Origin of the sequence: Rummeliibacillus pycnus (assembly GCF_002884495.1) — a bacterium.
GTDB lineage: Bacteria > Bacillota > Bacilli > Bacillales_A > Planococcaceae > Rummeliibacillus > Rummeliibacillus pycnus.
In genome coordinates this window covers 2,309,918-2,330,465 of the sequence record NZ_KZ614145.1, presented here as the reverse complement: position 1 = coordinate 2,330,465, position 20,548 = coordinate 2,309,918, and the positions used below count along the sequence as shown (strand labels likewise).

The window sequence follows — 20,548 nt, the reverse complement described above, 5'->3', positions numbered from 1 at the left end:
CGAGGTGGTGAGATCACATGATTGAAATGACAGGCATTGATAAAGCTTTTAGCGGAAATGTCGTGTTGCAGGGTGTTCAATTTTCCCTTGCAGATGGAGAAATTCATGCCCTAATGGGTGAAAACGGCGCTGGTAAATCAACGCTTATGAAAATTTTAACTGGGATTTACGAACGAGATGCAGGCGTTATTAAAGTAGATGGACAAGAAGTTCATTTTAAATCACCTAAAGAAGCAGAAGCAATGGGGATTGCCGTAATCCATCAGGAGCTAAATATTTTACCGGACTTAACAGTCGCAGAAAACTTATTTTTAGGAAATGAACGAACTATTGGTAAATCAGGCATATTAAAGACAAAAGAAATGAATGTAGAAGCAAGCCGAATTTTAAGCCAACTTGGATTAGATGTTGATGTCAAAACACCTGCAGGACAACTATCTGTTGGGAAACAACAAATTATTGAAATTGCCAAAGCAATTGAAACACATGCCAAAGTAATTATTATGGATGAACCGACAGCTGCTCTAACAGATCGTGAAATCGAAACGTTGTTTAAAACCATTCGTAAATTACAATCACAAGGTGTTTCGTTTGTCTATATTTCACACCGTATGGAAGAGATTTTTGCTATTTGTGATCGCATCACCATTTTACGAGATGGTCAGTATATTGGTGTTCGAGTGATTAAAGAAACAACATTTGATGAAATCGTGAAAATGATGGTTGGACGTGAACTAGGGGACCGATTCCCAGAAAGAAAGGCTAAAATCGGTGATGTTAAGCTTGAAGTGAAAGGTCTTACAAGAAATGGATATTGTGATGATATTAACTTCCAACTTCGAAAAGGTGAAGTACTTGGTATTGCTGGTTTAATGGGAGCTGGTCGTACCGAAGTTGTACAAGCATTGTTTGGCTATCGCAAGATGAACAAAGGTGAAATCTTCATCGATGGCAAAAAAGTAAGAATTTCCAACCCAATTCAAGCGAAAAAACATGGTATTGGCTATGTAACAGAAGACCGGAAAACGGAAGGGTTAGTAGTTGATTTTTCGATTAAAGAAAATATTATGCTAACAAACTTAGATAAAGCATCTAGATTAGGCATTATCGATCGTAAAAAGGAAACGAGTTTTGTAGATAAGCTTATTAAAAAGCTTGGCGTTCGCACATCTGGTGCTGCACAAACAGCAAAATCATTAAGTGGTGGTAACCAACAAAAAGTGGTAATCGCTAAATGGTTAGGTGATGAACCGAAAATTTTAATACTTGATGAACCAACTCGTGGTGTCGATATCGGTGCCAAAAAAGAAATTTATCAAATTATCAATGACCTTGCAGAACAAGGTGTTGCGATTTTAATGATTTCATCAGAGTTACCAGAAATTATCGGTATGGCTGATCGAGTGTTAGTTATGCATGAAGGTAAAATCACTGGTGAAGTCGCAAAAGAAGAAATGACACAAGAAAAAATTATGTATTATGCCACTGGAGGTGACAAAGTTGTCCAAATCTAAAGGTTTAATCCAAAAACTTGGACCATTACTAGGACTCCTTTTAATCATCATTATCATTTCGATTATGAGTCCTAGCTTTTTAACAGCTACAAATATTTTCAACGTACTTCGTCAAGTATCCGTTAGTGCGTTAATCGCATTCGGGATGACTTTTGTTATCTTAACTGGCGGTATCGATTTATCAGTCGGTTCCACTCTAGCTTTAACTGGTGCCATTAGTGCTGGTATGCTTGCTAGCGGAATGGATCCAATTTTAGCAATGATTATCGGATTAGCACTAGGAGCAGTGCTTGGTGCTGTCAATGGTGTCATCATTGCAAAAGGGAAAGTTGCTCCTTTCATCGCAACTTTAGCAACAATGACAATCTATCGGGGTTTAACACTTGTTTATACAGATGGTAAACCAGTCTCTGGCCTTGGGGATTCAATGGCTTTCCAAATGTTTGGGAAAGGCTACTTTTTAGGAATTCCAGTACCAGTTGTCACTATGATTGTGGCATTCTTTGTTCTTTACTTTATCTTACGTAAAACAACTTTTGGCCGCCGCGTCTATGCGATCGGTGGCAACGAAGAAGCATCTCGCCTTTCAGGTATTAACGTAGACCGCGTGACAATCGCTGTTTATGCAATTACAGGTATGCTTGCTGCGCTATCTGCTTTAATCTTAACTTCACGTCTAAACTCAGCTCAACCAACTGCTGGTGAATCATATGAACTTGATGCCATCGCAGCAGTTGTACTAGGTGGTACTTCATTAACCGGTGGTCGTGGTTGGATCTTCGGTACATTAGTGGGTGCCTTAATCATCGGTGTACTAAATAATGGTTTAAATCTTATTGGGGTATCTTCATTCTTCCAACAAGTTGTGAAGGGTGTCGTCATATTAATCGCGGTTCTTCTTGACCGTAAAAAAACAGCATAGGAGAGTATCAATACAATGAAAAAACTATCATGGACATTAGCTCTATCAGCTTCATTACTACTAGGTGCATGTTCAATGTCACCAAATGGTGATAACGCATCATCTGACAAAGCTGCAAAAAAATCTACTGACGATATGAAAATTGGTATGTCAATATCAACATTAAATAACCCATTCTTCGTAACATTATCTGAAGGTGCAAAAGACGAAGCGAAAAAAGATAAAGTGAATCTAACTGTAGTAGATGCACAAGATAATGCTTCAAAACAAGCTTCTGATGTTGAAGATTTGATCCAACAAAAAGTAGATTTAATCATCATTAACCCAACAGATTCAGAAGCAGTTGCTTCAGCAGTACAATCTGCTAATGATGCGAATATTCCTGTAATCACAGTTGACCGTACATCTGATGGTGGACAAGTTGTATCACACATCGCATCAGATAACGTAAAAGGTGGTCAAATGGCAGGCGAATACCTAGAAAAATTAGTAGGTAAAGGTGCAAAAGTTGCTGAACTTGAAGGTGTAGCTGGTTCATCTGCTGCTCGTGACCGTGGTGAAGGTTTCCACAAAGTTGCAGATAAAGATTTAAAAGTAGTAAAATCTCAAACTGCTAACTTCAACCGTTCTGAAGGTTTAACAGTAATGGAAAACATTCTTCAATCTAACCCAGATATCAAAGGTGTATTCGCTCAAAATGACGAAATGGCTCTAGGTGCACTTGAAGCAATCGAAGCTGCTCATAAAGACATCAAAGTTGTAGGTTTTGACGCTACTGACGATGCACAAAAAGCAATTAAACAAGGCAAAATGGCTGCAACAATTGCACAAAAACCAACTCAAATCGGTGAAATCGCAGTTGACACAGCTGTAAAATCACTGAAAGGTGAAAAAGTAGCAAAATCTATTCCAGTTGATCTTGAATTGATTAAAAAATAATAGATGATTTATTGAAATAGAGGGCCACACTTGGAGAACAAGTGTGGCTTTTTTGATGGAAAAGAAGGTTGAATAGTGCAAGCCAGACCGAGTAGTGCAAGTAGATTGATGAGTAGTGCAAGTTTAATAATCTCTTATCACTTTCTAACTAAAATGGACTCTATTAACTTGAATAATAGTATAAAAATGTTAATATATAGTTAAAAATATATTATTAGGAGTTGGTAGCAATTATCGAAACAAGATCTAAATCATTGCTGTTTTCTGCCTATCAACGATTATTGATCCGTATAAATCCTGCTTCATCAAAAAGGGTGGAAATTGAAAAAGATTTTAAGAATCTCCAGATTGGCTTTAAAGGAGAAGCAAGAGTAGATCAACTCATAAAGGAAACCCACTTCAGAGGACCGTTTCATGTCTTGCCTAATGTTGAGCTAAGGGTTTCGCCTCATAGGCATGTTGAAATAGATACGCTTATTGCTACTCAATGCTTTCTTTGCATTTTTGAAGTGAAAAATCTCAGAGGTTCTTTAAAATTCAACGAAAACCCCTATTCGTTGCATCAAATGATTAATGGCAAAACTTATAGCTATCCATGTCCACAACAGCAGGTGAAAAGAGCTGCAGATAGTTTACAATATTGGCTTCAGCAGCGTTTCAATCTGAACATCCCCATTCAAAAAGCAATCGTTCTGCCTAATCAACAAGTATTAATCGAAAATTCCCCAACAAAAGTAAGATTACTTAGTCCTCGGGAAATTCCCTTATTTTTGCAGGGGCTAGACCAACACCCCAACCTTTTCTCTCTACAACAATTTCAACATATTATTGAGACAATTAAAAATGAACATACACCATTCAATAACTTTCCTTTATCCAAAAAATATAATATACCAATCAAACATTTTAGAACAGGAATCATTTGCCCATGCGGTGGGAGTGGACAACGTAAAACTCAAAGAACATGGATCTGCAATAAATGCCAAAAATCAATACATAAAGCAATTGAATATACACTTTATGATTGGTTCTTACTCTTTAAATCAAGCATTTCTAATCGAGAATGTTGCGAACTACTTCAAATAGATTCAAGAAACACCATTACGAGAATATTAAAAAATATGAATCTCGTAACTACTGGAAATACCAGTTCTAGACTCTATCACTATGACTATAAAAAAGCCCTGTTTAAATAGAAACTACAATAATCTCTTTGCTAATGAAAGATTAAAAGGTCAGTGATGCTAACCGAGTTATGAGTGGTGCAAGACAAGCCGAGTAGTGCAAGTTGAGCTGTAAGTGGTGCAAGTTAGAGCTCGAGTGGTGCAAGTAGGTCGATGAGTAGTGCGAAAAAGTAACGGTGTCTGGTACACACAATATTGAACAATGCAGGTTCCAGTCTCTTATGAGGCTGGAATCTTTTTTGCGTATTTTTTCTTAGGTTAAGGCAATCCGCGATTTCGAGACATGTTATCCACGAAATTTTGAATTGTATCCACATTTCTGTTATTTTATATCTTTTTATAAAGTAATTATAAAAGCATTGGATCTAGATTCCACTCATGTTCATTCAAAGAATCTATTAAGTAAACTACAATGCATATTGATTCGTAGCAAATAAAGCGGGTTAAATAATATTTGAATAATTCCATTTTCTTTAGTTAGTATTTAAAGAAAGTATAGTTTAGCATTCAAATCAAATACAAAAGGCCTTAATTTCCGACGGATATTAAGGCCTTAATGTACTACATTTTTAAACTGATAGTTCACATAAGCAAATATTATATTGACACTTAATGCAAAGTTTTAAATCTATTAGCTTTCTTTACGAAGGGATGTTTGTGTATTTAATTTGTTCATCTCGTCTACACGTTTTTCCCAATAATCTGCATTTTTAATTCCTAATTTACGAGGGTCAAAGACAGGGTCTAAGCCTTGTTTTTTCTGTTCTTCGTAATCTTTCAAAGCTATTAATGCAGGCTTTAATAAGAACAATAAACCAATAACGTTGACATATACCATTAAACCAAGACCAGTGTCACCAAGTGCCCAAGCAGTTGAAGCTGTTTTTACGGATCCAAAGAATAATAGTGCTAAGAACACTACTTGCATGATTCGAATCGAAATTCTTAGCTTCGCCCCTTCCATCATAAAGGCTAAGTTTGTTTCTGCGATATAGTAATAGGCCATAATCGTCGTAAAGGCAAAGAATAATAATGCAATGGCGATAAAGCCTGAACCTAAGCCTGCAAGTGGGAAGGCTTGTTCAATTGCTGATTGCGTATAAGCTTCACCTGGATTTACGCCTGGAATATTTTCTACTAAATATGCCCCTGTTTTTTCATTTTGTACGTTGTAAGCTCCTGTAAATAAGATGATAAAGGCTGTTGCTGTACATACTAAGAAAGTATCAAAGTAAATTGAGAAAGCTTGAACGAAACCTTGCTTAACTGGATGTGATACCTCTGCAGCAGCTGCATGATGAGGACCTGTACCTTGTCCTGCTTCATTGGCGTAGATACCACGTTTTACACCCCAAGCAATTGCTGCCCCTAAAATTCCACCGAACATTTTATCTTGACCGAATGCACTTGAGAAGATCAAGCTAAATACTTCTGGAATTTTATCGAAGTTTAAAATGATAATAACTATTGCCATTAAAATATACATTCCCGCCATGAATGGAACGATAATGGAAGCAGCTGTTGCAATACGTTTAACCCCACCAATAATAATGACACCAATCAACACGACTAAAAATGCACCAGTAATCCATGCAGGGATATGGAATGCATTATTCATAGCACCCGCAATTGAGTTTGCTTGAATAGATGGCATTAATGCAGCCATAGCAATTACACCGACAACAGCAAAAATCATGCCAATCCATTTCTTTTGTGTAAATTTGTAAAGATAGTATGCTGGGCCACCACGGTAGATGCCGTCTTTCTCATCTTTATAAATTTGAGCAAGTGTTGATTCGACATAAGAGGTTGCGGCACCGATAAATCCTAACACCCACATCCAGAAGATCGAGCCTGGGCCACCGTAAGCAATTGCTGTTGCTGTACCAGCAATATTCCCTACCCCGATACGCCCTGCTAGTGCCATTGATAATGCTTCAAAAGAAGATACACCAGAGGACGATTTTTCACCTTTCGCCAACTGTACAAACATGTCTTTAAAGAAGCGGACTTGCATAAATTTTGTACTAAATGTAAAGATTAAACCTACTACTAAAATCCCATAAATAAGTACTGGGCTCCATAGCCAAGCATTAATCTTCGTTAACATTTCCTCCATAAAACTTCACCCCATTATTGTGATATAAAATTAATTATATTCTGATTATTTAGAAGCTTCAATATATATTTGTAGAAAAATGTTTTTTTATGATGATAGTTTTACTTATAAGTAAAATAACTGGTATTAATTAAACTTATGAATACATATTTTTATCTACTTTTAATCCTTTTGAACCGATTTTTTCTTGTTCAGTTTTTCTTTATTTTCATAAAGTATTTTGGATAAAACGTCAACTAATTAAGGAAGCTTATTCATTCAATAATTTTCTCAATCTTTCTGCAAAATTTTTATGTCTTTATAGCAATACTGAACGAATCAATCTACATAATTGTAGCAATTTTTTTCTTTCTTAGAGAATAGGGTCAGAAATTACAATTTACTCTATGGTTTGCTCATAATCATATAAAAACCCGAAGTTCCTTTGTCAAAAGGATCTCCGAGTTTTTATTGATATGACCATTAATATGACCATTCAACATCCATCAACTTTGCGTCGATAATAAAGGAATCTTTTTAGGGATTTTCATAGATACACTTGTTCCTTTTCCATACTCACTTTGAATATGTAACTCTTCGCCATAACTTTGTTTTAAGCGCTTATTGGTATTGATAATGCCTATGCCACGGTTATGAGTTTCTTCAAATATGGTCGCTAACTTTTCATGTTGTATCCCTACACCATCATCAATAACGCTAATCAGAACATCATTTTCTTCATTCTTTATCATGATTTTGACCGTACCACCTTCTATTTTTTTCTGAATACCATGGCGAATTGAATTTTCTACAAGTGTTTGTAAAGAAAAAGGCGGAATCATTGCGTTTACATCAGAATCTATGTCCCAGTCAACTTTTAATCGAGGAGCAAAACGTTGTTCCTCAATATAGGTATATGATTGTACAAGTTTTAATTCTTCATCTAATGGAATAAGTCTCTGTGTATTTCTAGGGTTAAAGCTGGCATTCAAGTAATCACCGAAAGTAATTAATAAATCAATCATTTTTTCAGTGTCAGTTCTACTCAATGAAGCAATAGAATTCAGTGTATTAAATAAGAAATGTGGCTGAATTTGTGCTTGTAATAAAGCAGATTCTAATGATAATTTTTCTTCTACATTTAATTGCATTTCTATTAAAGCCTGGCATCGGTTTTTTAATTCAATTGGCTGTAGTGGTTTAATCATATAATCATTAGCACCAGCCTTAAAGCAGCTATTGGCTTCCAGTGAATCTTGTCTGGTTGTTATATAAAGTATGGGTAATTCGACTGTTGAGAATTTATCACGAATTTGCTTTATAAAAGAATAGCCAGATTGAGAAGAAAGAATTGAATCGATTATAATTAAATTCCATTCACGTTCTTTCAAATAATCCATTACATGATCAGAGGATCGAGCAAAATGTAATGCGTACTCATCTGTAGAAAAGACTGCACGTATTAGTTGAATTTCCTCTAATGACTCCGTTATGACTAAGATGTTAATAGATGCTTCGTGTTTCATTTCTCCATAAGTAGGCTCAAGGTTAATTTCTGTTGGAATTATATTTGCCTCATCAGCAAGTTGTAATGATAAAACTAAATCAACTTTTTTATCTTCATTTTCATCTATTTGTAAATTTCCTCCTTGTAATTCGGCTAATTTTTGACAAACAAATAAACTTAAATTCATACTTTCACCGTTATTATTGATTAATGCTTCATTTTTATCGTCATTGATGGAAACGCCTATTATCTTTAATACGGCTTTATTATTGCTATTGGTAGTACTAATTTTAATAGTTTCATTTTCCGTATTTTTTATTGCGTAATAGAGTAAGTTAAATAGCATTTGAATCATTCTGTTTTCATCGGCTAATACATATGGAAAGTCACGTTTAATATGGACTTGAATATTGGTCTGACTGTAATCTGTAATGTATTGCAATAAATTTGTGACATGATGGAGTACACCATTAAGGTTTACAGGGTTTAGTTCATGGGTTAAAACGTTTTCTTTTATCCTCGTATAGTCAATAACTTCATTCAAAGAAAAATACATACCTTGACCAACTTTTAAAAGATCATCTAGTTGTTTTATACTTGTTTGTGTTAATTTATTTGCTGGATTGTCTTTAATATGTTCTGCTAAAATCATTACTTTGCTCAAAGGTGCAAAGAGTTTTTGTGAACTACTTTCTAAAAACTCCTCTTTCATTTCATTGGATCTTTTTAATTGTGAAACTAAAGAGTCTACTTTCTTCTGATTTAAATAGTAACGATAGATCCAAAAACCAGCAAACCCCAATTCAATACAAATATAGTCAACTGGATAAAAAGGAATATCAAAATACAGCTTAGATTTAATATAATCCCAAATTATACCGGATGTAGCGGCGCATACAGTAAATAATAAAAATATGATTTCTGTTTCCGTTAATCGAGTAGTTTTTCGAATAAACAAGAAAAGATAGATGAATGATCCAATATATAAACTATAAAGGAATAGATTAAGAAGTGAGAAATATTGTGTCGGTACAAAGATAATACTCAAAATTCCTAAAATATAGCATTTTATGATGAATCGATAATACTTTACTTCTTGATCAGCTATAATCGAATGAATTACAATTGCGAAGAATAAAGCTGGAAGAATAAAAAACATTGAAGAAATTCTAAGTTCAGTTGTAGGGCTGATATTCAACCAAGTATTTATTCTTTGATCAACTCGATATAATTCATCTAAGATTGGAAATAAGAAGGCTAGTGCGCATAAGAAAACACTTTTATGACGAAATACGAAAAAATAAACAATTAGACTATACAAACTATTGAGAACAAGTGTAACGATAATGATTAATATCAATAATTTATTAAAATTGATGGCTGAATGAATGGCATCAGATGTACCTAGAACAATGGATTTGCTGAAAAATGGAAATTGTAAATTTTCGGTTCCTTGCACCAATAGATCAATTTTAATATCACTGCTTTTAGGAGTGAAAGACACCAAATAATCATCATATTGCCCTTTGTTTTTATTTGTAGATTTTGCTATTTCCTTTCCATTTACATAAGTAGTGGTGCTATAGGGACTCTTTGGAATGCGCAGTGTTAATTGTTTTGAATCGAATGATTTCTTTGTATGTAATATTATTTCTGCAACAGCAGAAGTACCTGTTAACATGGTGTTCTCATTTGTAGTAATTAATCGGCTATTCTGTTTTGATAGATGATGCATTTGATCTTTTTTTACATCTTGGTAAACTAGCCATTCACCTTGTAAATAGATGAGAGCATCTTGATCTATTAAATTGCTTAGAATATTTAGTTCACCATTTGTAGCTTTTGGTTGTGTTTCAGGGTAAAAGTAGTTTAGCCATGCAAGTCTCCCACATGCCAATATAGTTAAAAATAATAGGATATAAAAAGTTCTACCTAACCATTTGTTTCTTTTCATTTCATTACTCCAGTTCTTTATGGTATGTAATAAGTCTAGTATAGCAAAAATATTACAGTTAATAGCAGAATTAGGTAGTTGCATTACAAGAATCATCCGAATAAAAAACTTAGAAGTAAGTATTAAAATGCTGACTTTTTCATTAATTTACTAACATTAATTTACAAAAACTGAACAATTTTTAACGTAAAATTAGCTTAGTAGAGTGTTGACAAGTTATTCAATATGTTACTAAAATAAGAGGGAAGAATGAAATGAGACTGTAACTATTAACTAAAATACATAATGTATTTTAAAAAAGCTCTGTTATGAGAACCCTCTCTACAGGGCTTTCTGTATTTCTATTAACAAATTTTTAGTTGATAGATTAGAGACACTAAACGATTAATTCGGATTAGGGTACAAGTAGAAATGAGGGGAAGTACTTAGAGATGTAGTGGCTATTCCGCATTTTTAAGGAATAAATTCAGCAATAGAAATGAGATGGCCTATAATGAAGGGATTTTAATGTTAAGCCATCATGATTAAAAGGAGAAGTAAACATGAGTTTGAAGGTACAACCGTTAAAGGGGATTTTTAAACCAAAAGAGTATCGTACTATGTTACAAGAGGCTGAAGATTATTCTTATTATAAGTTAAATATATTGATACTTTTTGTAATAAGTATGTGCGTATATGTAGTAAGCGGAGCATTTGGAATAGGGACTGAGTCGCTATCAAAGGATTTATCAAGTATTAGCCATCACGCATTTGAGGCAAGAAAACAATTATTTTTAGTCGGAAGATTATTGCAAGGGATTTTAATTCCATGTGTATTTCTTTTTGGAAGTGCATTATATTATTTTGCATTTATTAATGGTGGATTCCGCAAATTAGTCATCGCTCAAATGAATGTATTTGGTATTTTCTTAATGGAAAAGATGATTCAGATTCCATTATTCTTATTGTTAAATATTGATGTAACTTCTAACATTTTTTCATTTGGTATTATTGCACAATATATGACGAATAATGAAGTAATTATTCACTTCCTTGGGGAAATTACATTATTCCGAATAGCTATGTTCGTATATTCGTACTACTATTTATCCAGAATCGTAGAAATTCGTAAAAAGAAGCTAATAACTGCTATCTGTATTTTGTTTTTACTATATTGGATTTTTGCAAGTTTTATGTCTTATATCAAAATAGGATTCTTTTTCTAAAGGGGGATGAGAGACTTGAAAAAATGGGGCAAGTATCTTATTGCTGCAGTTGTCGTTATTTTTGTTGGGAGTAATCTTTTCCTCTTATTAAAGGAAGATAGTAAGGCCGCTCGAACGATTAACATAAGTGATTGGACAACAGTAAATAAAGGTAATGTAAAAAAATTATTACATACCAATGGTGTTACACAGCCAGAAACTGAAACACATGTGTATTTTGACAGTCAAAAAGGTTCTTTGGGTGAAATTTTAGTAAAAGAAGGAGACGTAGTTATAAGTGGTACTCCTTTATTTTCATACGATTCACAAAAGCTTGAAGAAAGAAAAGCGAATTTAGAAGATGAAGCAAAGCGTGTGCAAAGTGAAATGGACAGTATTGATCAAGAAATTTCCCAATTACAACAAATTGATACAAATGCAACTTCAGACACTAGTACAAATTCTAACAGCAAAAAGATTAGTTTGGATGTAAATGTCGATGTATCCTCTATTGTGAAAGGAAATGTTCAAGAGAAAATTGCAGAGGCAGAAGTGGAAAAGGGAAAACTTGAAGCAGCCTTAACTGAAAATGAAGCAAAGAAAGCTAGAGTGGAGAAAGAGCTAGCTGATTTAAATGTTGTAAGTAAGGTTGATGGGCAGATTGTGAATATCAACTCAGATTTAAAAGATCCGATGATGACCATCGCTTCAACGAATTCCGTTGTAAAGGCTATTGTACCAGCAAAACAAGTACAAGAAGTAATGAACGGTCAACAAGTAGCATTGTATTCTAAATTAACAGATCAAACTTACAAGGGGACCGTATCAAAAGTTATCACTTATCCGATTAAAGATAAAAAGAAAAATAAAGTACCTATGTATTCATTTTTAGTAAAGCTCAATACAGAAGCAGTAAATGAAGCGAATGCTGATTCGAAAGCAAAGACAGCTAACACAGAATCTGCATCTGTTGATGGGAAGAAAGATGGACAAGCTAAAGACGGGCAAATAACTAACGCTACTACTGAACAAGCTCAAACAGGGCAACCAACAGATACGCAAAATCAAAATACAGGCAAAGAAGATAAGCCTTTATTGGTTGGAACAAACATGAAAATGCAAGTAACAGTAGACGAAGCAACAGGTGTACCAATCATTGCTTCTAAATCTATGTGGAAATCTGGAAATAAACATTATGTATATCAGCTCACTACAAACGGTGTTGTTCAAAAACATCCAATTACTTTGGGTGTAGCCTATAGAGGTAAAAATCAAGTTGTAAAAGGGCTTCAAGCAAATGATGTAATTGTTCAAGACAAAGACGCGATCTCACTCGTATCAACATCAAACTTTATCACACCAATCAAAACGGTAGTACTCCAAAAGAAAGAGTTAAAGAGCATGACTAAAAAACAACAGGCTAAATATATATTAACGGGGTTATTTGAGTAGCTAAAATAAATAGCACCTAGTTTCGCAGGAAACTAGGTGCTATTTTTTTCTTTAGGAAATAAGACGACATTAAAGAATTAACCTTATGCGAGTAAACCAACCGAGAACGCGAGTAAATTCCCGGAAAGCGCGAGTAAACCAACCGAATTCGCGAGTAAACCCGAGAATGTGAGTAAACCCGAGAATGCGAGTAAATTCCTGGAATCCGCGAGTAAACCATCCGAGAACGCGAGTAAATTCCTGGAAAGCGCGAGTAAACCAACCGAATTCGCGAGTAAACCCGAGAACGCGAGTAAATTCCTGGAATCCGCGAGTAAACCATCCGAGAACGCGAGTAAATTCTCGTAAACCGCGAGTAAACCCCCCGAGAATGCAAGTAAATTCTCGGAACCCAGCCAGTAACGCTACGAATTCGAACGTAACTACAAAAAATCCCTATCCTTAAGAAACGACTTCGGATAAGGGATTATATGTTAGATAAAGGATGAATGTTGCTCAAATTGCCATCCCGCCTCTCGCTGGCATTTTATCTTTTTCCTCGTGATCAACATCTATATTTTGCAAATCATCGGTTGGTTTTTGTAAACGGCTATCCTGTTTAAGCTGATTTTTTTCTATTTTATTGGAAACATCATTTTTCGGCGTTAGTAAGTTGTCTATTTTGCTATCAATATAATCCATTGATGTAGTGAAGACAATCTTCAAATCTTCAAAAGCCGAATTTAAAGTTGCAGGTGTAGAAGCAAATAACTCAACACTATTTTTATTCCAACTATTTAGGGGAGTGGAAGGATTGTTCATAGCATAATACGATCCTGCTAGAAATGATATTGCACATACAAGTACAATACTGAATAATTTCTTCATCAATTTTTCCACCTCCTTCTTAAAAAGCTAAATACATCCTTTCCAAAAAGGTAAGAAATTATAACTAGTTATTAGAATTAGTCCATAACACATAGCAAATGAAAAAATCTCTCCACGAAAATCAAGGCACTAAAAAGTGTAGTAACTAAAAATCCAACTTTTTCAGTGTCCTCCGAAAATCAACGGTTTTTTTGTTAATCCCCATCCGGGATATCAATAATTAATGTCCTTAAAAAATCCTCAATCATTTGAAGTTTCTCTTAAAAATTAAAACGATTTCTATAAACATTCTCATAAAAATTTTCTTTTGTGGGAGTATAAAAGTATATACAATGGAGGTGATTTGATGAAAAAAGATCAGTCTGATACAGGCGTTGAAAAGGTTATAGGGAAAGGCACCTATCCAAGTGTAACGAATAATGCAATCAAATCAGTTGTTGCAGATTTTGGAGGAACGGCAACCTCCGCTTATAGCCATCCGGTGAACTATAATAAACCACCAATATTCTCTTCTGGTGGACTTAGTATCCATGAAGCGCAGGGGCAAAGTGAAGTGCCTCATTCTACGAATCATGATGCAGAAGATCAAATGAGTGCAGAATAGCCATGACCATTTCAGTTTTAGGAGGTGAGTAAATGAGTGCTAAGAAGTTTACATCTGTCGGAACGGACATTGAAGAAGTAAAAAGACAAAATGCACAATCTGGCCCAACATATAATGAAATCAAAGAAATTATTGCAGATAATGATGCAGGAAACACATTTTCTTCGAACGATATGCCAGATCTAGATGAGCCAAAAAAGTACACTTGGACTGGAACGGATATTAATGAAGTCAAAAGACTAAACGCCGAATCCGGTCCTAGTTATAACGAGATATTTGAGATGCTTGATAAACAATTAGTTGAACAGAATAAAAATGAATATAGATAAAGTGATAAAAAAATGCCGCTATTAAAGTGGCATTTTTTATCATTTGTTTCGAAAAATTTCTTAGAAGACGGTGATGCCACCATCCACTGTATAGATCGAGTTTGTTACATAACTAGCATCATCTGAAAGTAAAAATAAGGCCACTTTTGCGATTTCATTTGGAGTAGCAGTGCGTCTAAGAGGAATTCTAATTTCAGATGCTTCGTTTTCATCGTCCTTTTGTTTACTAGGTTCTTCTGCGTTATTTCCATTCGGTAAAACTTTTCCTTGAGCTAGGACATTTACGCGAATGCCGAACTCGGCAGCTTCATTAGCTGCCACTTTTGTTAAACCAATTACAGCGTGTTTTGAAGTATTATAAGCAACCATGCAATGACCACCTAAAAGACCTTCGATAGAAACAGTGTTTACAATAGAACCTTTGCCAGCTTTTTTCATTTCTATCATTACGTACTTTAAGCCTAAGAATGTGCCTTTCACATTGACGTTCATCACAGCTTCAAACATTTCAACAGGATAATCAGTTAGGGAGGCCTTTTTCCCATCAATATCGGCATTGTTAAAGAAGCAGTCGATGCGGCCAAATTTTTCTATAGTTGCGACGACATAAGCCTTAACATCAGATTCTTTTGTTACATCCGCTTTTAAAATAATGAAACGCTCATCGTCAATCTTCAATTCAGTCGAAAACTTTTTAACAGCATCCAATTTAACATCAACTAAAGCAAGAAGAGCGCCTTCTGCAGCTAATAAATGAGCAATCGCAGTTCCAATTTTCCCAGCTGCACCTGTAATTAATACGACTTTGTTTTTAAATCTCATGTTAGCGACCTCCCTACAGCATTCAAAGTATCATTAGTGTAACCGGTTTAATACAAATAACAATCATTAAAAGTATGAAATATTGTATTTTTCAATGATGTTCTTTTTGCTATACTCCTACCATATTGTCACCATTTGGCAGTAATTTTCATAGTATAAATTTAGGGGAATACCCAATCGGACGTTTTTAAAGTGAAGAACAAGGAGGAAAGTTATGCCTGCTATTACAGGTGCACAATACCTTGATCGTATCAATAAGCTTAAAACAAATGTATGGATAGATGGGAAACAAGTGACGGGGAATATTTCTGAGCATCCTGCTTTTAAGGGGGTCATGAAAAGCCAGGCTCGTCTTTATGATTTGCAACATGATGAAAAATTAACGGATTTGATGACGTATAAGTCACCGACAACTGGAGATCGAGTGGGGCTCTCCTTTTTAATGCCGAAAACAAAAGAAGATTTGGCAAAGAAGAGAGAAATGGTTCAGCATTGGGCGAGAGAGAGCAATGGAATGATGGGGAGAAGTCCTGATTACATGAACACTACATTAATGACACTCGCGGCATCCGCTCATTTATTGGAAGGTGAGGAAAATTGTTTTCCTGATCATATTAAAGCCTATTATGAACATGTACGTGAAAATGATTTATCTCTTACCCATACGTTTATTGAGCCACAAGTTGATCGAAGTTATAAATATTGGGAGGATTCAAAAGAGCCGATTGCTGCACGAATAATGGATCGAACAAGTGAAGGATTAATTGTAAAGGGAGCTCGTTTACTAGCGACACAAGGTGGTATTACAGATGAAATGTTATTTGTTTCAGCTGGTAGACCGTATGATGATGAGAGTGGATTTGCATTCTCCATTCCTAGTAACTCAAAAGGACTAAAATTTATATGTAGAGAATCCTTTGTAGGTGGAGATTCTAAATTTAATTATCCATTAAGTTCCCGCTTTGAAGAAATGGATACGATTGTTGTTTTTGATAATGTCTTAGTACCTTGGAAGCGTGTCTTCTTTTATGACAATATAGATGTTGCACAAACTTATCTTAGTCAAGGTTCATTTCAACCATTTGCCTTACACCAAGTTCTCTCAAGACAAATCGTGAAAACAGAATTTATGCTAGGAATCGTTCAATCTATTATCGATTCCATCAATATCTCAGGCTATCCACATGTACAAGAAAAGGCCACTGAAATCATTGTTGCTTTAGAGACCCTAAAGGCGTTGGCTATTAAATCTGAAGTCGATGCAAAACTAAATGAGTCTGGTTTAATGCAACCTGATTTTACAACGCTTAGAATCGCTATTAATATTTTCCCTAAAATATATCCACGATTTACTGAAATTGTACAGTTATTAGGAGCAAGTGGTTTAATGTCGATTCCTACAGAAAACGCATTTCAATCACCCATTCGAAAAGATTTAGATCAGTACCTACAATCCGCCTCAAATAATGCAGAAGATCGTGTCAAACTATTCCGCTTAGCATGGGATGCTACAATGAGCTCATTTGGAACACGGCAAACACTTTATGAACGCTTCTTCTTTGGAGATCCTGTTAGAGTTATGATGGCACTCTATCATGATTATGATAAGACACCATATGTTGATTTTGTGAAGAAACAACTAAAGTAGTATAGAGGCTCTGTCATTATGATAGCTATCTGACCGATACTAGATCAGATGGCTTTTTATTTGAAAAAAAGTAAATTTAAATATTAGGGTCTAACAAATTATTATCCATGGAAGAATTAGTTCAATCTACGAAACAGATAATTTAAGTCCCCACATCGTCTTTAGGATCACCTAAAAAACGCCTAGTGAAAGTAATGTAGCTCGCTAGAACAGTCTGTTGAGTGGAACATACAAATGTAAATTGCATTAAAAAGTGAAATTTGTTTATAAAATTGATTGAATTAAAAAAGAATTTGAAACCTAATAAAAATATTTAAAACCAATCAAACATATATTGACTTAAGTAATTCAATAAAACAGAAGTCCATATACGAAAAATAATAATAGAAATAAGAGGCTTCATTTTTTAGTACAAAGATTAATCTATAGAGATTGGATGATGACAATTATTGAAAAATCACTTCTTGCTATGGTTATCTTGCGTGTATTGTCTGGAAGTATTGAAGTAACTGCTGCTTTTTTGATGTTAAAATCTAATAGTTTAGAAAAAGCATTCTATATTAATACCATGCTTGCGCTAGTAGGGCCAACAGTATTAATCGTAACGACGGCAATTGCTTTATTTGGACTAGCTGATAAAATTTCTGTGACAAGAATGATTTGCTTATTTGCAGGAATTACGCTTATTCTTATTAGCCTAAATGCTAAGTAAAGAAGGACCGATTCTGTATTTAAAAGAATCGGTCCTTTCATTGTTAAAGAATAAGTTTAAATTTACTTGTCAATAGCCTCAATTTTAATATATTTAAATACTAAAAATAAAAGAACGAACCCTAAAATAGCTGCCACAATATAGCTTGTATTTAAATAATTCTTCATAACGAGTGACATAATGGGAGGGCCAGCAGCAACACCGATATATCTTGCAGAGCTATAGAAAGAGGTGACAGTACCACGTTCTTCTTTTCGAATATTTTCTGTAATGATTGAGTCCAGAACTGGAAGCAGTGCACCTAATGCAATTCCTGCGATGCTAGTGACAACCAATAATAATATTAATCTTTCCTTTGAATAGCCAACAAACACAATACTGCAGGAAACAATAATTAAGCAGACAATGATGATTTTCTTAATTGTTTTCAAGTTTCCTTTAATTTTCCGGCCAGTAAAGTATGACGCAATGCACAGTAATAACAAAGGAATCGCTAAAACAAATCCCTTTTTAATCCCTTTTATATGATGCGTTTTTTCGAGATATTCTGATAAGAAAAATAACATGCCGAATAGCACAAGCATAACAAAAATACCATTGAGAAATACTACTAATAACCAGCTGCCATCTTTCTTAAACGTTTGCTTGACCCTTTTCCAAAATTCTGCAAAAGCTACGGGGGGATTTTTGTCTTTTGGAGTTTTCACAAAGAAGATAATTAATATAACTGCGATTAAGCTAAGTACGGATATAGAGAAAAATGGTAGAAACCACAAAAAGGCTGCCAAAGCTGAACCGAGAATAGGGCTTAACACTTTTCCAAAGGTATTTGATGTTTCAATGATTCCAAGAGTTGCGCTCGTTTTTTCATCATCACCATTATATAAATCACCCACGAGTGGGATTACAATTGGCATAGCTCCTGCAGCTCCAATCCCTTGTAAAATTCTTCCTACAATTATCAGGCTATAGGGATTTTGCATTTTCCAGGAAGCAAAAGCGGCTATTAATCCACCGATAATTGTTAACAGTAAACTGGGGACGATCACGATTTTACGACCAAAGCGATCGGATAAATAGCCAGCAACTGGAATGAGAAGGATGGACGCAACTGAGAAACTTGTAATAATCATACTCGATTGAAATGAAGAGATGCCCACCTTTTTCTCTAAAATGGGGAGAACAGGAATAAGCATTGAATTGCCTAGGGTCATAACAAGAGGAATAGAGGCTAAGCTAGTGATACACCATATACTGACTTTTTCCTCATTTCTATCAGAACTCTCCATAAAAACACCTCTATATTTTTTTATATAGGTATGATTTCCAAAAGGACTGTTTTTATTCTATGGAGGAGTTATAATGACCAACTATTGAGTCAATTTCATAATGCAATACTAAATTCGAACATTTAATGTTATGAGTCGATTATGTGAGCATCAGCGGTTTGATTTCCAGGACGTAAAATAGTCGAAACGCGGATACAATTCAGAAATCCACGAGTATTTCACCTGAGAACGAGAGTATTTCTTCACAGAACGCGAGTAAATTCGATGAAATCGCAAGTAAACAGCGAAAAGCAGGAGGTCAGCACATCTTTCGCGGCAGTAGTTTGACTTTGAAAGAAAAATCAGTCCGCGGATTATGTGAGCATCAGCGGTTTGATTTCCAGGACGTAAAATAGTCGAACTAAAAAAGTGAATGGTAAGCTAAAATCCCAAAATGAATCCCAAATCCAATCATTGAAATAGAGGAAATAATCGAAACAATATTTAAAAACTTTGTGGATAAAATTTTTCTCGAACCACTTGAGATGGTTGCCATTGTAAAATCCACTAGAATAATGCCTAATAATATGACTAAACTATATAGGATAATTTTCAATTCACTTAGTCTACCTGACCCACCAACAAGGACAGATCCATAGATTCCTAACCAAAACAGAATGGTTAAGGGATTTAATAAAGCGATAAGGAATCCTGATAGGAAAGAATGTCTTAGACGTGTCGCTTTTTTAAAATTAGAATCAAGTTTAACTTTATGCATTGTCAGTAAATTTTCAATCCCAGTATATAATAGAACAAAACAGCCGAATGACCATAGAATTGACTTAATAATGGGATACTCTATAAAACGTCCAATACCGATATAAACCAACAACATGTACAACAAATCCGTTGCAATTGCCCCCAAACTAAAAAACCAGGCATGAAAAAAGCCATTTTTAATGCCTAAATTAAGCAAAGTCGCTTTTACTGGACCAATAGGAGCAGCAAGAGAAACCCCTAAAAAGAAATAGGGAATATAGGAATGCATAATTATTTTCCTCCGTTTTATTAAGTTGTAATATCATATTCCGATGAGACAACCAATAGGACAGTGAAGGGGAAATTAAGCATCATTCAAAAAAATTTTCATTCATAATGTTTCATTTATATGTAGTTGGATATCCTATAAAAGGTACATATTAATAACTAAAGAATATTCGAGGTGTATGAATAATGAAAGAATTCAAGGTTACTTATTTTTTTGATCAAGAGCATTATGTAAGACGCTTTATCTTTATTGAATCACAAGAAGCAGCAGAAAAGCTTGTTCAGAGTGAACGTGATCAATATATTTCTTTTACAGACAGCAGAGGAATATACCATGAATTGAATACGAATAAGGTTCGAATTATTCAAATCTCTGAATACCATAGAGTGGACAAAAGTAAAAAGGCAAAGGAAGATAGTTTTGATCAAAATAACTTTTATTCCTAAATTTCTTGCTGAGAATATGTAGAAAGGATAGAAGGGGATATTTGTCATCT

General features: G+C 34.6%; 17 protein-coding genes. 11 read left to right on the top strand and 6 right to left on the bottom strand.

The annotated features are described in order from the left end of the window. Positions 1-17: 17 nt before the first annotated feature. The 4 genes from CEF14_RS11435 to CEF14_RS11420 all read left to right on the top strand — a co-directional run bounded on the left by CEF14_RS11435 (position 18) and on the right by CEF14_RS11420 (position 4,571). Positions 18-1,514: a sugar ABC transporter ATP-binding protein gene (locus CEF14_RS11435; protein ID WP_102692984.1), complete on the top strand. Its 1,497-nt coding sequence runs from the start codon at positions 18-20 to the stop codon at positions 1,512-1,514. After that, entirely contained in the window at positions 1,480-2,436 is a 957-nt protein-coding gene (rbsC, locus tag CEF14_RS11430) for a ribose ABC transporter permease (RefSeq protein ID WP_211284600.1), read from the top strand. Before CEF14_RS11435 ends, rbsC begins: the two co-directional genes overlap by 35 nt. A 15-nt stretch (positions 2,437-2,451) precedes the next feature. Beyond that, complete coding sequence (gene rbsB, locus CEF14_RS11425) at positions 2,452-3,375, top strand: ribose ABC transporter substrate-binding protein RbsB (RefSeq protein WP_102692983.1); 924 nt, start codon at positions 2,452-2,454, stop codon at positions 3,373-3,375. A 221-nt stretch (positions 3,376-3,596) separates the two neighbouring features. Then, a complete protein-coding gene (locus CEF14_RS11420) occupies positions 3,597-4,571 on the top strand; it encodes a nuclease-related domain-containing protein (protein WP_102692982.1) in 975 nt (324 codons plus the stop codon). Between the two features lie 619 nt (positions 4,572-5,190). Here the strand turns inward: CEF14_RS11420 and CEF14_RS11415 are convergent. Together CEF14_RS11415 and CEF14_RS11410 are read right to left on the bottom strand one after the other, a co-directional pair. Continuing rightward, positions 5,191-6,678: an alanine/glycine:cation symporter family protein gene (locus CEF14_RS11415; RefSeq protein ID WP_102692981.1), complete on the bottom strand. Its 1,488-nt coding sequence runs from the start codon at positions 6,676-6,678 to the stop codon at positions 5,191-5,193. A 485-nt stretch (positions 6,679-7,163) separates the two neighbouring features. Next, the gene (locus tag CEF14_RS11410; RefSeq protein ID WP_170061502.1) at positions 7,164-10,118 is read right to left on the bottom strand and encodes an ATP-binding protein; all 2,955 of its coding nucleotides are present in this window, start codon (positions 10,116-10,118) and stop codon (positions 7,164-7,166) included. Between the two features lie 542 nt (positions 10,119-10,660). Between CEF14_RS11410 and CEF14_RS11405 the strand changes: the two genes are divergently transcribed. Together CEF14_RS11405 and CEF14_RS11400 are read left to right on the top strand one after the other, a co-directional pair. Next, positions 10,661-11,323: a hypothetical protein gene (locus CEF14_RS11405; RefSeq protein WP_102692979.1), complete on the top strand. Its 663-nt coding sequence runs from the start codon at positions 10,661-10,663 to the stop codon at positions 11,321-11,323. 15 nt (positions 11,324-11,338) lie between these two features. Further along, positions 11,339-12,754, top strand: a complete 1,416-nt coding sequence (locus CEF14_RS11400) for an efflux RND transporter periplasmic adaptor subunit (protein WP_102692978.1) — start codon at positions 11,339-11,341, stop codon at positions 12,752-12,754. A gap of 495 nt (positions 12,755-13,249) precedes the next feature. On the opposite strand, the gene CEF14_RS11395 is transcribed toward CEF14_RS11400, so the two are convergent. Further along, positions 13,250-13,624, bottom strand: coding sequence for a hypothetical protein (locus CEF14_RS11395; RefSeq protein ID WP_102692977.1), 375 nt, complete (start codon positions 13,622-13,624; stop codon positions 13,250-13,252). 343 nt (positions 13,625-13,967) lie between these two features. Between CEF14_RS11395 and CEF14_RS11390 the strand changes: the two genes are divergently transcribed. Beyond that, complete coding sequence (locus CEF14_RS11390) at positions 13,968-14,225, top strand: hypothetical protein (RefSeq protein ID WP_102692976.1); 258 nt, start codon at positions 13,968-13,970, stop codon at positions 14,223-14,225. Positions 14,226-14,257: 32 nt separating this feature from the next. Beyond that, positions 14,258-14,554, top strand: a complete 297-nt coding sequence (locus tag CEF14_RS11385) for a hypothetical protein (protein ID WP_102692975.1) — start codon at positions 14,258-14,260, stop codon at positions 14,552-14,554. A gap of 60 nt (positions 14,555-14,614) precedes the next feature. Here the strand turns inward: CEF14_RS11385 and CEF14_RS11380 are convergent, their stop codons facing one another. Next, positions 14,615-15,376, bottom strand: coding sequence for an SDR family NAD(P)-dependent oxidoreductase (locus tag CEF14_RS11380; protein ID WP_102692974.1), 762 nt, complete (start codon positions 15,374-15,376; stop codon positions 14,615-14,617). A gap of 214 nt (positions 15,377-15,590) precedes the next feature. Here CEF14_RS11380 and hpaB point away from each other — a divergent pair, with 214 nt between their 5' ends. Together hpaB and CEF14_RS11370 are read left to right on the top strand one after the other, a co-directional pair. Further along, positions 15,591-17,024: a 4-hydroxyphenylacetate 3-monooxygenase, oxygenase component gene (hpaB, locus tag CEF14_RS11375; protein WP_102692973.1), complete on the top strand. Its 1,434-nt coding sequence runs from the start codon at positions 15,591-15,593 to the stop codon at positions 17,022-17,024. A gap of 436 nt (positions 17,025-17,460) precedes the next feature. Next, entirely contained in the window at positions 17,461-17,736 is a 276-nt protein-coding gene (locus CEF14_RS11370) for a YqhV family protein (protein WP_102692972.1), read from the top strand. Positions 17,737-17,798: 62 nt separating this feature from the next. Here CEF14_RS11370 and CEF14_RS11365 read toward each other — a convergent pair whose 3' ends face one another. Together CEF14_RS11365 and CEF14_RS11360 are read right to left on the bottom strand one after the other, a co-directional pair. After that, positions 17,799-19,025, bottom strand: a complete 1,227-nt coding sequence (locus tag CEF14_RS11365; protein WP_102692971.1) for an MFS transporter — start codon at positions 19,023-19,025, stop codon at positions 17,799-17,801. A 400-nt stretch (positions 19,026-19,425) separates the two neighbouring features. Continuing rightward, the gene (locus CEF14_RS11360; RefSeq protein ID WP_102692970.1) at positions 19,426-20,052 is read right to left on the bottom strand and encodes a LysE family transporter; all 627 of its coding nucleotides are present in this window, start codon (positions 20,050-20,052) and stop codon (positions 19,426-19,428) included. A gap of 185 nt (positions 20,053-20,237) precedes the next feature. Here CEF14_RS11360 and CEF14_RS11355 point away from each other — a divergent pair, with 185 nt between their 5' ends. Next, positions 20,238-20,498, top strand: a complete 261-nt coding sequence (locus tag CEF14_RS11355; protein ID WP_102692969.1) for a hypothetical protein — start codon at positions 20,238-20,240, stop codon at positions 20,496-20,498. Positions 20,499-20,548 lie beyond the last annotated feature (50 nt).

Coding starts and splice junctions, on each gene's coding strand:
- CEF14_RS11360 (WP_102692970.1), bottom strand. CDS start 20,052: ATGCATTCCTATATTCCCTATTTCTTTTTAGGGGTTTCTCTTGCTGCT.
- CEF14_RS11405 (WP_102692979.1), top strand. CDS start 10,661: ATGAGTTTGAAGGTACAACCGTTAAAGGGGATTTTTAAACCAAAAGAG.
- CEF14_RS11410 (WP_170061502.1), bottom strand. CDS start 10,118: ATGAAAAGAAACAAATGGTTAGGTAGAACTTTTTATATCCTATTATTT.
- CEF14_RS11365 (WP_102692971.1), bottom strand. CDS start 19,025: ATGGAGAGTTCTGATAGAAATGAGGAAAAAGTCAGTATATGGTGTATC.
- CEF14_RS11380 (WP_102692974.1), bottom strand. CDS start 15,376: ATGAGATTTAAAAACAAAGTCGTATTAATTACAGGTGCAGCTGGGAAA.
- CEF14_RS11385 (WP_102692975.1), top strand. CDS start 14,258: ATGAGTGCTAAGAAGTTTACATCTGTCGGAACGGACATTGAAGAAGTA.
- CEF14_RS11415 (WP_102692981.1), bottom strand. CDS start 6,678: ATGGAGGAAATGTTAACGAAGATTAATGCTTGGCTATGGAGCCCAGTA.
- rbsB (WP_102692983.1), top strand. CDS start 2,452: ATGAAAAAACTATCATGGACATTAGCTCTATCAGCTTCATTACTACTA.
- CEF14_RS11435 (WP_102692984.1), top strand. CDS start 18: ATGATTGAAATGACAGGCATTGATAAAGCTTTTAGCGGAAATGTCGTG.
- rbsC (WP_211284600.1), top strand. CDS start 1,480: ATGCCACTGGAGGTGACAAAGTTGTCCAAATCTAAAGGTTTAATCCAA.
- hpaB (WP_102692973.1), top strand. CDS start 15,591: ATGCCTGCTATTACAGGTGCACAATACCTTGATCGTATCAATAAGCTT.
- CEF14_RS11390 (WP_102692976.1), top strand. CDS start 13,968: ATGAAAAAAGATCAGTCTGATACAGGCGTTGAAAAGGTTATAGGGAAA.
- CEF14_RS11370 (WP_102692972.1), top strand. CDS start 17,461: ATGATGACAATTATTGAAAAATCACTTCTTGCTATGGTTATCTTGCGT.
- CEF14_RS11355 (WP_102692969.1), top strand. CDS start 20,238: ATGAAAGAATTCAAGGTTACTTATTTTTTTGATCAAGAGCATTATGTA.